Source organism: Pseudoxanthobacter sp. M-2, assembly GCF_046156265.1.
Classification (GTDB): domain Bacteria; phylum Pseudomonadota; class Alphaproteobacteria; order Rhizobiales; family Segnochrobactraceae; genus CAMDHY01.
The window spans coordinates 241537-254801 of the sequence record NZ_JAWDIR010000045.1 but is presented as its reverse complement, the minus strand read 5'-3'; the positions used below and the strand labels follow the sequence as shown (position 1 = coordinate 254801).

General features: G+C 70.7%; 13 protein-coding genes. 12 read left to right on the top strand and 1 reads right to left on the bottom strand.

What is annotated here, in order from left to right; all coding sequences use genetic code 11:
- Positions 1 to 25: 25 nt before the first annotated feature.
- Positions 26 to 1570 (bottom strand): 1-hydroxycarotenoid 3,4-desaturase CrtD, encoded by a 1545-nt coding sequence (gene crtD / locus RUR49_RS22540; protein WP_409148687.1) that lies wholly within the window; start codon positions 1568 to 1570, stop codon positions 26 to 28.
- A gap of 125 nt (positions 1571 to 1695) precedes the next feature.
- On the opposite strand from crtD, the gene RUR49_RS22535 reads away from it, so the two are divergent.
- The 12 genes from RUR49_RS22535 to pufC all read left to right on the top strand — a co-directional run bounded on the left by RUR49_RS22535 (position 1696) and on the right by pufC (position 12901).
- The gene (locus RUR49_RS22535) at positions 1696 to 2565 is read left to right on the top strand and encodes a polyprenyl synthetase family protein (protein ID WP_409148686.1); all 870 of its coding nucleotides are present in this window, start codon (positions 1696 to 1698) and stop codon (positions 2563 to 2565) included.
- A gap of 32 nt (positions 2566 to 2597) precedes the next feature.
- Positions 2598 to 3743, top strand: coding sequence for a methyltransferase (locus tag RUR49_RS22530; RefSeq protein ID WP_409148685.1), 1146 nt, complete (start codon positions 2598 to 2600; stop codon positions 3741 to 3743).
- Between the two features lie 108 nt (positions 3744 to 3851).
- Positions 3852 to 4784 carry a chlorophyll synthesis pathway protein BchC gene (gene bchC, locus RUR49_RS22525; RefSeq protein WP_409148684.1) on the top strand — a complete coding sequence of 311 codons (933 nt, stop codon included), beginning with the start codon at positions 3852 to 3854 and terminating at the stop codon, positions 4782 to 4784.
- A 5-nt stretch (positions 4785 to 4789) separates the two neighbouring features.
- Positions 4790 to 5800 carry a chlorophyllide a reductase iron protein subunit X gene (locus tag RUR49_RS22520; RefSeq protein ID WP_409148759.1) on the top strand — a complete coding sequence of 337 codons (1011 nt, stop codon included), beginning with the start codon at positions 4790 to 4792 and terminating at the stop codon, positions 5798 to 5800.
- A 10-nt stretch (positions 5801 to 5810) separates the two neighbouring features.
- Positions 5811 to 7367: a chlorophyllide a reductase subunit Y gene (gene bchY / locus RUR49_RS22515; protein WP_409148683.1), complete on the top strand. Its 1557-nt coding sequence runs from the start codon at positions 5811 to 5813 to the stop codon at positions 7365 to 7367.
- Entirely contained in the window at positions 7367 to 8815 is a 1449-nt protein-coding gene (gene bchZ / locus RUR49_RS22510) for a chlorophyllide a reductase subunit Z (protein WP_409148682.1), read from the top strand. The genes bchY and bchZ overlap by 1 nt, the downstream gene beginning before the upstream one ends.
- A 72-nt stretch (positions 8816 to 8887) precedes the next feature.
- On the top strand, positions 8888 to 9112 hold the full coding sequence (locus tag RUR49_RS22505) for a hypothetical protein (RefSeq protein WP_409148681.1): 225 nt from the start codon (positions 8888 to 8890) through the stop codon (positions 9110 to 9112).
- Between the two features lie 124 nt (positions 9113 to 9236).
- Positions 9237 to 9458: a light-harvesting antenna LH1, beta subunit gene (gene pufB, locus RUR49_RS22500; protein WP_409148680.1), complete on the top strand. Its 222-nt coding sequence runs from the start codon at positions 9237 to 9239 to the stop codon at positions 9456 to 9458.
- A gap of 11 nt (positions 9459 to 9469) precedes the next feature.
- Entirely contained in the window at positions 9470 to 9655 is a 186-nt protein-coding gene (pufA, locus tag RUR49_RS22495) for a light-harvesting antenna LH1, alpha subunit (protein WP_409148679.1), read from the top strand.
- Between the two features lie 145 nt (positions 9656 to 9800).
- Entirely contained in the window at positions 9801 to 10625 is an 825-nt protein-coding gene (pufL, locus tag RUR49_RS22490; RefSeq protein ID WP_409148678.1) for a photosynthetic reaction center subunit L, read from the top strand.
- Positions 10626 to 10641: 16 nt separating this feature from the next.
- Positions 10642 to 11619: a photosynthetic reaction center subunit M gene (gene pufM / locus RUR49_RS22485; protein WP_409148677.1), complete on the top strand. Its 978-nt coding sequence runs from the start codon at positions 10642 to 10644 to the stop codon at positions 11617 to 11619.
- A gap of 4 nt (positions 11620 to 11623) precedes the next feature.
- Positions 11624 to 12901: a photosynthetic reaction center cytochrome PufC gene (gene pufC, locus RUR49_RS22480; protein WP_409148676.1), complete on the top strand. Its 1278-nt coding sequence runs from the start codon at positions 11624 to 11626 to the stop codon at positions 12899 to 12901.
- Positions 12902 to 13265 lie beyond the last annotated feature (364 nt).

Genomic DNA, 13265 nt, shown 5'->3' with positions numbered 1-13265 from the left:
GTGAGGCCGTGGCGGCCGTCGTCGCTCAGGCCGTCGAGGTACCACCAGACATAGCCGCCCGGCGCGACGGGGTCGTCGAAGCCAGGGCCGCGAGCGCCGCCTCCGCCGCGAGCCGGCCGGAGATCGCCGCCATCGGCACGCCCGGCCCCGGGTGGGTGCTGCCCCCCGCCACGAACAGGCCCGGCAGTCGCGTCGCCGGTCCCGGCCGGCGGAACGACGCCATCCACCCGTGCGAGGCGCGGCCGTAGAGGGCGCCCCCCGTCGCCGGAAACATCGCCTCGAAATCCGCCGGCGTCGTCGTCACCGTCCGCGCCGGGTCGCGGTCGACCGTCAGGCCGCAACGGGAGAGGAACGCGAAGGTCCGGTCGGCGCATCGGGCGATCTCCGAGGGATCGAGGGTTGGGCTGTCGCCGCCCGCGGGCGCGTTGACGAGGACGAGCAGGCGCTCGGCCTCGCCCGGGCTAGCGAGACGGCCGCCGTCGTCGCGGTCCTGGGCGCAGACGTAGACGGTGGGCGCCTTCGGCAGCCGGCGGTGGCTGAGGATGTCGGCGAACTCGGCGGCGTAGTCGTCCGAGAAGAACACCGTGTGCCGGGCGAGCGGGAAGCCGTCGGTCGGCGCGGCGAGCGACCAGGTGACTGCCGACAGCGAGCGCTGGCGCGGCGCCGTCGGCGGCACCGCCTTCGCCGTCCCCGGGCCGAAGCGGCCGTCGGCGAGTGCGGCGACGTCGGCGTTGCAGACGACGATGTCGGCCGGCAGCACCTCTCCATTGGCCAGCCGCACGGCGCTGGCGCGGCCGTTGGTGACGACGATGCGGGTGACCGCGCTGCCGTAGCGGAACTGCGCGCCGCGGGCCTCGGCGAGGCCGGCGAGGGTGGCGGCGAGGCGGTGCATTCCGCCGTCGATCAGCCAGACGCCCTCCTGCTCGACGTGGGCGACCAGCATCAGCGTGGCAGGAGCGGCGAACGGCGAGGAGCCGCAATAGGTGGCGTAGCGGCCGAACAGCTGGCGCAGGCGCGGGTCGGCGAAGTGCTCGCCGAGCGCGTCCCACAGTGTCTTGAACGGCGTGATGCGCATCAGTTCGCCGATGCGGCCGAGTCCGACGGCGCGCGTCAGCCCGATTGGGCTCGGCCGTGGCACTTCGATGAAGGGGTGCTCGAGGGTGTTGAAGACGGCGCACGCGCGGGCGGCGAACGCCCGGTAGCCCTTCGCCTCGGCGGCGCCGGCGAAGGCGCCGATGGCGTCGGCCGAGCGCTCGACGTCGGAAAACAGGTCGAGGCGGTCGCCGTCCGCCCAGGCGTGGCGGGCGAGCACGTCGGCCGGGCGCAGCGACAGGTGGTCGTCGAGGCGCTCGCCGACGGCGTCGAAGATGCGGTCGAAGACGCGGCGGAGCGTGAAGACGGTCGGCCCCGAATCGACCGGGCGGCCGCCGACGGTGACCTCTCGCATCTTGCCGCCGGGCCGCTCGGCGGCCTCGACGACGGTGACGTTGGCTCCCCGCGCCGCCAGCAACAGGGCGGCGACGAGGCCGCCGATGCCGGCTCCGACGACGACGACACGATCGGTGGCCAACGACGCTCCCTTCCCGCCACTTCCACCCGTCCAGGGGAATTGACACGCGGCGGTGTTGACGTCCATTCTAGTTGACACAACAGGCCGACAACAAGAACTTACACTTCCAATCGTCGGAGGATCGCATGGACGCCAAGGGCAGGGTCGAACGAGCGCTCGACGAGGCTGTCGCCCATGCGGAGGCGCCGGGCTGCCCGCCGCGCTTCGCCGAGGCGATCCGCTACGCGGTGTTTCCGGGCGGCGCCCGCATCCGCCCGCGGCTGGTGCTCGCCACCGCCTGGGCCTGCGGCGACGACACGCCGGACCTCGCCGATGCGGCCGCGGCCGCGATCGAGCTCCTGCATTGCGCCTCGCTGGTCCACGACGACATGCCCTGCTTCGACGACGCCGACATGCGGCGCGGCAAGCCGTCCGTCCATGCCGAGTACGGCGAGAGCCTGGCGCTCCTCACCGGCGACGCCCTGATCATCGCCGCCTTCGAGACGCTCGCCCGCGCCGGCGAGGCCCGGCCAGAGCGGCTCGCGCCGCTGGTGCGGCTCGTCTCCCGCGCCGTCGGCGCGCCGGGTGGCATCTGCGCCGGCCAGGCGTGGGAGTGCGAGGCCTATGTCGACGTCGTCGACTATCACCGCGCCAAGACCGGCGCGCTGTTCGCCGGCGCGACGATGGCAGGCGCCGCCGCGGCGGGGCATGCGCCGGAACCGTGGCGGGCGCTCGGCGAGATGATCGGCGAGGCCTTCCAGGTCGCCGACGACATCCGCGATGCGACCGAGACCGCCGAGGCGATCGGCAAGCCGGTCGGTCGCGATGCGGCGCTCGGCCGTCCGAACGCGGTGCGCCGCTACGGCTTCGACGGCGCGGTGGAACGGCTGACGGGCCTCGTGCTCGACGCTGTCGGCACCATTCCCGCCTGTCCGGGCCAGGCGCCGCTGCGCGCGCTGATCCTCCACGAGGTGAAGCAGTTCCTGCCGAAGCAGGTGGTGCTCCGGGCGGCCTGAGGGCTGACGGCGCCCCCGCGGAAACACCCGACATGGCGACGGTCGCGGAGACGTGGTGGCGGCAGACCCGGACGGGTCTCGCCGACCGCGTCTTCGCCGTGCGCGACCGGCTCCTCGCCGATCCGCGCTTCCAGCGCTTCGCCTCCGCCTTCCCGCCGACGCGCGGCATCGCCCGCCGCAAGGGTGCGGCACTGTTCGATCTCTGCGCCGGCTTCGTCTACTCCCAGATCCTGTTCGCCTGCGTGCGCGTGCGCCTGTTCGAGGTGCTGGCCGAGGGGCCCGCGACGGTGCCCGCCCTGGCGCGACGCCTGTCGCTGCCGGTCGAGGCGGCCGACCGGCTGCTCGCCGCCGCGGCGAGCCTCGGCCTCGCGGCGCGGCGCGGCGGCGGCCGCTACGGCCTCGGCGAGCTCGGCGCGGCCCTCCTCGGCAATCCCGGCATCGCCGAGATGATCGAGCACCACGCGATGCTCTATGCCGACCTCGCCGACCCGCTGGCGCTGCTGCGCGGCGAGGCGCACGAGACGCGGCTCGGCCGCTACTGGGCCTATGCCGGGACGGACGCGCCGGCCGCGAGCGCCGACACCGACGTCGCCGGCTACACGCGCCTGATGGCGGCCTCGCAGCCCCTCGTCGCCGAGGATGTCCTCGACGCCTACGACGTCTCCCGCCACCGCCGCATCCTCGATGTCGGCGGCGGCGACGGCACCTTCCTCACGGCCGTGGCGGCACGGGCGCCCGCGGCCGAGCTCGTGCTGTTCGACCTGCCAGCGGTGGCCGAGCGGGCGCGGGCGCGATTTGCGCAGGGACCGCTCGCCGGCCGGGCGCAGGCTGTCGGCGGCGACTTCTGCCGCGACCCGCTCCCCGGCGGGGCAGACCTCATCACGCTGGTGCGCATCGTCCACGACCACGACGAGGCGACGGTGCGCACGCTGCTTGCCGCCGCGCGGGCGGCGCTCGCCCCCGGCGGCACGCTTCTGGTCGCCGAGCCGATGGCCGGCACGCCCGGCGCCGAGCGGATCGGCGACGCCTATTTCGGCTTCTATCTGCTCGCCATGGGCAGCGGCCGGGCTCGAAGCCCGGCGGTGCTGGCGGGATTGCTCGCGGAAGCAGGCTTCACGCGCACCGAGGCCGTGCCGACGCGCCGTCCCTTCCTCGCCGGGATCGTCAAGGCAAACTAACACCAAAAAAGCGTCAGGTTTGGTTGACATTTTTTGCCGTCATGTTTTAGTTACACCAACGAGCGTCTAGCCAAATTGACGCCACGCCGCGGACCCTGGGAGATCCCGATGCACACCCTCGCCGTCGTCCTGCATGCCCCCGAGCGCCTCGCGCTCGATCGGCTGCAACTGGACGAGCCGGGCGAGGGCGACGTCGTGGTCGACATCGCCTTCAGCGGCATCTCGACCGGCACCGAGCGCCTGTTGTGGAGCGGCCGCATGCCGCCCTTTCCGGGCCTCGGCTACCCGCTGGTGCCGGGCTACGAATCCGTCGGACGCGTCGTTTCCGCCGACAAGGGTGCTTCGCTGTCCGAAGGCGATACCGTCTTCGTGCCGGGCGCCAAGTGCTTCGGCGACGTGCGCGGACTGTTCGGTGGAGCCGCCGCCCGCGTCGTCGTGCCGGCTGACCGCCTCACAGCCATTGATGCCGGCCTCGGCGACAGCGGCGTGCTTCTGGCGCTTGCCGCCACCGGCCACCACGCCGTCGCCGCAGCCCTGCCCGACCTCATCGTCGGCCACGGTGTCCTCGGCCGCCTGATCGCCCGCCTCGTGGTGGCGATGGGCGGCGAGCCGCCGACGGTGTGGGAGAAGAACCCGGCCCGCCACGGCGGCGCCGAGGGCTACGCGGTGGTCGATCCGGACGCGGATCCCCGTCGCGACTACCGCACCATTCTCGACGCCAGCGGCGACGCCGGCCTGCTCGACACGCTGATCGCGCGGCTTTCCCGCGGCGGCGAGATCGTCCTCGCCGGCTTCTACGAGGCGCCGCTCTCCTTCGCCTTCCCGCCGGCTTTCATGCGCGAGGCGCGCCTGCGCATTGCCGCCGAATGGAAGCCGGCCGACCTCGCCGCCGTGATGGCCCTGGTCGACGGCGGCCGGCTCTCGCTCGACGGCCTCGTCACGCATCGCCAGAGCGCGACGCGCTGCGACGACGCCTACCGGACGGCGTTCGCCGATCCCGGTTGTCTCAAGATGGTTCTCGACTGGAGGGGCTGCTCATGACGGCGATGTTCTCGATCGATGCTCCGATCGACCCTTCGTCGGCGCTCGCGAAGCGCCTCAGGGCCGAGGCGGCGATCGAGCCGACGCCGGTGGTGACCACCGAGCCGACCAAGGACACGCAGATCATCGCGATCTACGGCAAGGGCGGCATCGGCAAGAGCTTCACGCTGGCCAACCTCTCCTACAACATGGCGCAGCAGGGCAAGAAGGTCCTCTTGATCGGCTGCGACCCGAAGAGCGACACGACCTCGCTCCTCTTCGGTGGCCGCGCCTGTCCGACGATCATCGAGACCTCGTCCAAGAAGAAGCTCGCCGGCGATGAAGTGAAGATCGGCGACGTCTGCTTCAAGCGCGACGGCGTCTTCGCCATGGAGCTCGGCGGACCGGAGGTCGGCCGTGGCTGCGGCGGCCGCGGCATCATCCACGGCTTTGAGCTGCTCGAGAAGCTCGGCTTCCACGAGTGGGGCTTCGACTACGTGCTGCTCGACTTCCTCGGCGACGTGGTCTGTGGCGGCTTCGGCCTGCCGATCGCCCGCGACATGTGCCAGAAGGTCATCGTCGTCGGCTCGAACGACCTGCAGTCGCTCTACGTCGCCAACAACGTCTGCTCGGCGGTCGAATACTTCCGCAAGCTTGGCGGCAACGTCGGCGTCGCCGGCATGGTCGTCAACAAGGACGACGGCACCGGAGAGGCGGCCGCCTTCGCGGAAGCAGTCGGCATCCCGATCCTCGCCGCCATCCCGGCCGACGACGACATCCGTCGCAAGAGCGCCAACTACGAGATCGTCGGCCGTCCTGGCGACCGCTGGGGGCCGCTGTTCGACCAGCTCTCGCTGAACGTCGGCACCGCCCCGCCGGTGCGCCCGACGCCGCTCAGCCAGGACGCCCTGCTCGGGCTGTTCGCCGGCGAGGCGGTCGGCCGCGGCGTCGTGCTCGAGCCGGCCTCCTTCGAGGACATGTGCGGTCGCACCGACTTCGCCAAGCCGTCCCTCGAAGTCGTCTACGAGACGGTCTGAGGCCCGCCCGATGGATGACCTCCGCCACCTCGGACCCGACATCGAGCCAACTCCGGAGCCCTTGCCGGAGCCTGCTCCGGCGCGCGGCGGCGACGGCCTCGGCTGTCATGCCGGCGCGGCGGAGCTGAAGAAGGCGGCCGCGGCCGCCGGCAAGAGCGAGACGCTCGCTCGCTATGCCGCCGACTATCCGGCCGGTCCACACGACCGCCCGCAGTCGATGTGCCCGGCCTTCGGCTCGCTGCGCGTCGGCTTGCGCATGCGCCGCACCGCCACCGTGCTCTCGGGCTCGGCCTGCTGCGTCTACGGCCTCACGTTCACCTCGCACTTCTATGGGGCGAAACGCACCGTCGGCTACGTGCCGTTCAATTCCGAGACGCTCGTCACCGGCAAGCTCTTCGAGGACATCCGCGAGGCGGTGTTCAAGCTCGCCGACCCGGCGCTCTACGACACCATCGTCATCACCAATCTCTGCGTCCCCACCGCCTCCGGCGTGCCGCTCCAGCTGCTGCCGAAGGAGATCAACGGGGTCCGCATCATCGGCATCGACGTGCCGGGCTTCGGCGTGCCGACCCACGCCGAGGCGAAGGACGTGCTCGCCGGCGCGATGCTGAACTACGCCCGCCTCGAGGCCGAGCAGGGCCCGGTGCAGGCGCCGCGCGGCGGCCGCGCCGAGAAGCCGACGGTGACGCTGGTCGGCGAGATGTTCCCGGTCGACCCGATCTCGATCGGCCGGATGATCGCCCCCCTCGGCCTCGCCACCGGACCGGTGGTGCCGACGCGCGAATGGCGCGAGCTCTACGCCGCCCTCGACGGCGCCGTGGTGGCGGCGATCCACCCCTTCTACACCGCCTCCTTCCGCGAGTTCGAGGCGGCCGCCCGGCCGATCGTCGGCTCCGCCCCGGTCGGGCGCGACGGCACGGCGGCCTGGCTCGCCGCAATCGGCAAGGCCTGTGGTGTCTCCGCCGACCTGATCGCCGAGGCGCAGAACCGCGAACTGCCGGCGATCGAGGCGGCGCTCGCCGCCAACCCGATCAAGGGCCGCATCACGCTGTCGGGCTACGAGGGCTCCGAGCTGATCGTCGCCCGCCTGCTGGTCGAGAGCGGCGCCGACGTGCGCTATGTCGGCACCGCCTGCCCGCGCACCCGCTTCTCCGACGACGACCGCGCCTTCCTCGAGGCGCGCGGCGTACACGTGCAGTACCGCGCCTCGCTCGAGCAGGACCTCGCCGCGATGGCGGAGTTCGAACCGGATCTCGCCATCGGCACGACGCCGGTGGTGCAGAAGGCGAAGCAGGCCGGACGGCCGGCGCTCTACTTCACCAACCTCATCTCCGCCCGGCCGCTGATGGGCCGCGACGGCGCCGGCTCGCTCGCCCAGGTCGTCAACGCCGCGATCGCCGGCAAGACGCGCTTCGACGAGATGACCGCCTTCTTCGACGGGGTGGGTGAGGGCGACACCGCCGGCATCTGGGAGAACACCCCGAAGCTCCGCCCGGAGTTCCGCGAGGTCACCCGCAAGCGCCTCGAGAAGGCCGCCAAGGCGCGCAAGGTCGAGGAGCCGATCTGATGTTCGTCCTCGATCACGATCGCGCTGGCGGCTACTGGGGCGCCGTCTACGTCTTCACCGCGGTGAAGGGCCTGCAGGTGGTCATCGACGGCCCGGTCGGCTGCGAGAACCTGCCGGTCACCTCGGTGCTGCACTACACCGACGCGCTGCCGCCGCACGAACTGCCGATCGTCGTCACCGGCCTCGGCGAGGAAGAGCTCGGCCAGCACGGCACCGAGGGCGCCATGAAGCGCGCCCACGCCACCCTCGACCCGCATCTGCCGGCGGTGGTGGTGACCGGCTCGATAGCCGAGATGATCGGCGGCGGCGTCACCCCGGAAGGCACCGGCATCCAGCGCTTCCTGCCGCGCACCATCGACGAGGACCAGTGGCAGAGCGCCGACCGCGCCATGAAGTGGCTGTGGTCGGAGTACGGCTCGAAGAAGATCCCCGAGAGGAAGCCGCGCAAGGAGGGCGAGAAGCCCCGCGTCAACCTGATCGGGCCCGCCTACGGCACCTTCAACATGCCGTCCGACCTCGCCGAGATCCGCCGCCTGGTGGAGGGCATCGGCTGCGAGGTGAACATGGTGTTCCCGCTCGGCAGCCACCTCGCCGAGGTGCCGCGCCTCATCGACGCCGACGTCAACATCTGCCTCTACCGCGAATACGGGCGGATGCTGTGCGAGGCGCTCGGGCGTCCCTACCTGCAGGCGCCGATCGGCCTGCACTCGACGACGAAGTTCCTGCGCACGCTGGGTGAGCTCACCGGCCTCGATCCGGAGCCGTTCATCACCCGCGAGAAGCACACCACCATCAAGCCGTTGTGGGATCTCTGGCGGTCGGTGACGCAGGACTTCTTCGGCACCGCGAGCTTCGCGATCGTCGCGAGCGAAACCTACTCCCGCGGCATCCGCAACTTCCTCGAGAACGAGATGGGCCTGCCCTGCACGTTCTCGGCCGCCCGCCGCCCGGGCGCGAAGACCGACAACGAGGCGGTGCGCAAGGCGCTGCAGGGTCGGCCGCCGCTGGTCGTCTTCGGCAGCTACAACGAGCGCATGTACCTGGCGGAAACCGGCGCGCGCTCGGTCTACATCGCCGCGTCCTTCCCCGGGGCGATCATCCGCCGCCACACCGGCACGCCCTTCATGGGCTACGCCGGCGCCACCTACCTCGTGCAGGAGGTGTGCAACGCGCTCTTCGATGCGCTGTTCCACATCCTGCCGCTCGGCACCGATCTCGACCGCGTCGACCCGACGCCGGCGAAGCGGACGGCCGAGCTTCCCTGGACTGACGAGGCCCAGGCGATGCTCGACCGCGTGCTCGCCGAGCATCCGGTGCTCGTCAGGATTTCCGCCGCCAAGCGCCTGCGCGACGCCGCCGAGCGCGACGCCCGCAAGGCCGGCGACGACCACGTGACCACGGACAGCCTCGATCGCGCCAAGGCGATGCTCGCCGGCGCGACGACCTGAGTTCGACGGCGCCCGCCCCCGCGCATCCCGCGGGGACCGACGCCGGCGAAGACGAAGACGGAGGAAACCACGATGGCGAACGGACGGACATACGCAGGGGTCGCATCGCGCGCCCGCCGGGGCGAGCAGCTGGAATACCGGCTGATCGTCGCCATGACGTTTCCGGTGTTCCTCGGGGTCGCCATCGTCAAGAGCATCCTGCGCATTGGCCGGCCCGCCAGCGGGCCCCGCCGGTCGCTCATCGAAGAAGCCAGAACCGCCGCGAACACGACGATCCCGTTCGCTTTCATGGCGTAGCTGCGCACCAAGGTTCGCCCGGCTTCCGCCGGTCGAAGTCGCCGGTCGTGGATGTCCACGACGACGAGCCCAGCCGCGCGGGTGGCGCGGCATTGGCCAACGGCCCTGACTGGAGGTTTGCAGCATGGCTGTCGAGAGAAGTTCGCTTTCGGGTCTTTCCGAGCCGGAAGCGCAAGAGTTTCACCGTATCTTCATGTCGAGCTTCATCGGCTTTACCATCGTGGCCGTGATCGCCCACATCCTCGCCTGGATGTGGCGCCCCTGGCTGCCGCCGGAGGGTGGTTACACCACCTCGATGATCGACGGTGTCAACACCGTCGGCCAGATCATCTCGACGATCGTCTGAGGGGGAAGACCATGTGGAAGGTCTGGTTACTGTTCGATCCGAGGCGCGCTCTCGTTGCGCTCTTCTCGTTCCTGTTCGTGCTGGCGCTGGTGATTCACTTCATCCTGCTCAGCACCGACCGGTTCAACTGGCTGGAAGGTCCGCGCCCGACCGTGGTCGGCGCGATCGAGGTCACGACGGCACTGCCGCTGGCTTGACGCCGGCCTTCGGCACGGGGGCCCTCGTGGCTCCCGTGCCGCCAGCCGCCTCGGCCCACGGACCTTGTCCGGGCAGGGGGCTGTCGCGGTCGGCGGACGCGGTTCCGCCGTACCGTTTCCCGAATGCCGATCGGAGTGTCGGTCGATGGCTATGCTCAGTTTCGAAAGAAAATACCGGGTCCGCGGGGGCACCCTGATCGGGGGAGACCTATTCGATTTCTGGGTGGGCCCGTTCTACGTCGGCTTCTTCGGCGTGACGACGTTCCTGTTCTCCGTCCTCGGCACCGCGCTGATCCTCTACGGCGCCGCCCTCGGCCCGACCTGGAACGTCTGGCAGATCTCGATCGCCCCGCCCGACCTTTCCTACGGCCTCGGCTTCGCGCCGATGAAGGAGGGCGGTCTCTGGCAGGTCATCACGATCTGCGCGATCGGCTCGTTCATCTCGTGGGCGCTGCGCGAGGTGGAGATCTGCCGCAAGCTCGGCATCGGCTACCACGTGCCGTTCGCCTTCGGCGTGGCGATCTTCGCCTACATCTCGCTGGTGGTGATCCGGCCGGTGCTGCTCGGCGCCTGGGGGCACGGCTTCCCCTACGGCATCTTCAGCCACCTCGATTGGGTGTCGAACGTCGGCTACCAGTATCTGCACTTCCACTACAACCCGGCGCACATGATCGCGGTGACGTTCTTCTTCACCACGACGCTGGCGCTCGCCTTGCACGGCTCGCTGATCCTGTCGGCGGCCAATCCGCGCAAGGGTGAGGTGGTGAAGACGCCGGAGCACGAGAACACGTTCTTCCGCGACACCATCGGCTATTCGATCGGCCCACTCGGCATCCACCGGCTCGGCCTGTTCCTGGCGCTCTCCGCGGGTTTCTGGAGCGCCGTCTGCATCATCATCTCGGGCCCCTTCTGGACCCGCGGATGGCCGGAGTGGTGGAGCTGGTGGCTCGACCTGCCGATCTGGAGCTGAGCGAGGGGAGATGGTGATGAACGACTATCAGAACATCTTCACCCGCGTGCAGGTACGCGGACCAGCCTACGCCGGCGTGCCGGCGGACCGGGAAGGCGCCTTCGTCCGCCAGGGCAAGCCGTTCTTCTCGTACTGGGCCGGCAAGTTCGGCGACGCGCAGATCGGGCCGTTCTATCTCGGCTGGGCCGGTGTCGCGTCGCTCGCCTTCGGCTTCGCCTGGTTCGAGATCGTCGGTCTCAACCTGTGGGCCTCGGTGAACTGGGATCCGATCCAGTTCGTCCGCCAGCTGCCCTGGCTCGGCCTCGAGCCGCCGGGGCCGGAGTGGGGGCTGTCGATCCCGCCGATGGCGGAGGGCGGCTGGTGGCTGCTCGCAGGCTTCTGCATGACGGCCTCCGTTCTGCTCTGGTGGGTGCGCATGTACACCCGGGCCCGGGCGCTCGGCATGGGTACGCACGTCGCCTGGGCCTTTGCCGCGGCGATCTGGCTGATGCTGGTGCTCGGCTTCATCCGGCCGCTGCTGATGGGCAGCTGGAGCGAGGCGGTGCCCTTCGGCATCTTCCCGCACCTCGACTGGACCGCGGCGTTCTCGATCCGCTACGGCAACCTCTTCTACAACCCGTTCCACTGCCTCTCGATCGTCTTCCTCTACGGCTCGACCCTGCTGTTCGCCATGCACGCGGCGACGATCCTGGCGGTCAGCCGCTTCGGCGGCGAGCGCGAGCTCGAGCAGATCGTCGACCGTGGCACCGCCACGGAGCGCGCCGCCCTCTTCTGGAGGTGGACGATGGGCTTCAACGCCACGATGGAGTCGATCCATCGCTGGGCGTGGTGGTTCGCGGTGCTGTGCCCGCTCACCGGCGGCATCGGCATCCTGCTCACCGGCACGGCGGTCGACAACTGGTACCTGTGGGCGGTCGAGCACGGCGTCGCCCCGGCCTATCCGCACACCGGACCGGCGATCGTCGATCCTGCGACACTGCCGACGGGGGGCTGAACCAATGACGACAAGAAACGCCTCCCATCGCAGCCGGAGCACGTTCCTGCGGGGTGTGCTCCCCGTCCTCGGGCTCGCCGCCCTCCTCGCTGGGTGCGAGGAGCCGGTGACGGAAAGCCAGCAGACCGGCTATCGCGGCACCGGCATGGTGCAGATCAACAACGTCGACGTGCTCGCCCTGCAGAAGGTGGCGAACGCGTTGCCGGAGCCGCAGCCGCCGGCCGAACCCTACGCCGACGAGCCGCGCGCCTCGCAGGTCTACGAGAACGTCCAGGTTCTGGGTGATCTCAGCGAGGGCGAGTTCCTGCGCGTCATGAACGCGATCACCGAGTGGGTGTCCCCGCAGGAGGGCTGCCTCTACTGCCACGGCGAGAACCTCGCCTCCGACGACATCTACACGAAGGTCGTGGCGCGCCGGATGATCCAGATGACGCGCGCCATCAACACCGACTGGACGGCCCACGTCCAGCAGACGGGCGTCACCTGCTACACCTGCCATCGCGGCAATCCCGTGCCGCTCCAGGTGTGGTCGGAAGATCCCGGCCCGCGCACTGCCGGCGGCATGTCCGCCCGCCGCAACGGCCAGAACGGCGCCAACCCCGTGAGCGGGCTGTCGTCGCTGCCCTACGACCCGTTCTCGGCGCTGCTGCGCAATCCGGACGACATCCGCGTCATCTCCAAGGCGGCGCTGCCGGTGCGGGGGCAGCAAGGTCTCGGCGCCACCATCCAGGAGACCGAGGCGACCTACGGCCTGATGATCCACATGTCGGAAGCGCTCGGCGTGAACTGCACGTTCTGCCACAACTCGCGCTCGTTCTCGGCGTGGGACCAGAGCTCGCCGCAGCGCTCGATCGCCTGGTACGGCATCCGCATGGTGGACGCCGTCAACGCCGACTACATCGACCCGCTGAAGCCGGTGTTCCCGGCGACCCGCCTCGGTCCGCTCGGCGACCCGAAGAAGGTCAACTGCGCCACCTGCCATCAGGAGGCCCCGAAGCCGCTGCTCGGCGCCTCGATGCTGCAGAGCTACGAGACGTCGCTCGGCGCACAGGCGGCGGTCACCCCTGCGGCGATGCCGGCACCGCCGGCGCCTGCCACGGCACCCGCCGAGGCTGCGCCGACGGCTCCCGCCGCGGCCCCGGCCGCCACCCCGGAGGCGGCGCCCGCCGCTCCCGCTCCGGCAGCCCCCGCTCCGGCGGCCCCGGCCCCGGCCGCGCCCACCACCGAGACACCGCCTGCGGCGAGCGAGCCGCCGGCGGCCCCCCAACCCGGCGCCAACTGACCAGCGGCTCCCGACGCGAGGTCTCGCCGGCCGGAGCGACCCGTCCTCCCGGACGGGTCGCTCCACCCTTTTCTGGAAGCTCTCGGCGACCCGTCCTCCCGGACGGGTCGCTTTTTTGTTTCGGTAGGGCGGCGCGCGGTCTGCTGGACCGTCTGGACTGCGGAATACTCCAGATCGTCGGTCAAAACCGCACCCTGCGGGCGAAGTGCGCCGGCCCGCGCTGGCCCTGGCCAATCTACCCAATCCTCGGCCCTGGGAGCCCTGTCGAACCGCGGCCGAGCCCCCGTGTCCGGGGCGCGGGCCGGCACGCACGGAGGCGATGAGAGAGTGAGTTGACAAACCCGACAATTTGAATCGACATTAG

What these genes read in the sequence shown, in the direction of transcription:
- RUR49_RS22535 (WP_409148686.1), top strand. Translation starts at nt 1,696, where the DNA reads ATGGACGCCAAGGGCAGGGTCGAACGAGCGCTCGACGAGGCTGTCGCC.
- RUR49_RS22530 (WP_409148685.1), top strand. Translation starts at nt 2,598, where the DNA reads ATGGCGACGGTCGCGGAGACGTGGTGGCGGCAGACCCGGACGGGTCTC.
- bchC (WP_409148684.1), top strand. Translation starts at nt 3,852, where the DNA reads ATGCACACCCTCGCCGTCGTCCTGCATGCCCCCGAGCGCCTCGCGCTC.
- RUR49_RS22520 (WP_409148759.1), top strand. Translation starts at nt 4,790, where the DNA reads ATGTTCTCGATCGATGCTCCGATCGACCCTTCGTCGGCGCTCGCGAAG.
- bchY (WP_409148683.1), top strand. Translation starts at nt 5,811, where the DNA reads ATGGATGACCTCCGCCACCTCGGACCCGACATCGAGCCAACTCCGGAG.
- bchZ (WP_409148682.1), top strand. Translation starts at nt 7,367, where the DNA reads ATGTTCGTCCTCGATCACGATCGCGCTGGCGGCTACTGGGGCGCCGTC.
- RUR49_RS22505 (WP_409148681.1), top strand. Translation starts at nt 8,888, where the DNA reads ATGGCGAACGGACGGACATACGCAGGGGTCGCATCGCGCGCCCGCCGG.
- pufB (WP_409148680.1), top strand. Translation starts at nt 9,237, where the DNA reads ATGGCTGTCGAGAGAAGTTCGCTTTCGGGTCTTTCCGAGCCGGAAGCG.
- pufA (WP_409148679.1), top strand. Translation starts at nt 9,470, where the DNA reads ATGTGGAAGGTCTGGTTACTGTTCGATCCGAGGCGCGCTCTCGTTGCG.
- pufL (WP_409148678.1), top strand. Translation starts at nt 9,801, where the DNA reads ATGGCTATGCTCAGTTTCGAAAGAAAATACCGGGTCCGCGGGGGCACC.
- pufM (WP_409148677.1), top strand. Translation starts at nt 10,642, where the DNA reads ATGAACGACTATCAGAACATCTTCACCCGCGTGCAGGTACGCGGACCA.
- pufC (WP_409148676.1), top strand. Translation starts at nt 11,624, where the DNA reads ATGACGACAAGAAACGCCTCCCATCGCAGCCGGAGCACGTTCCTGCGG.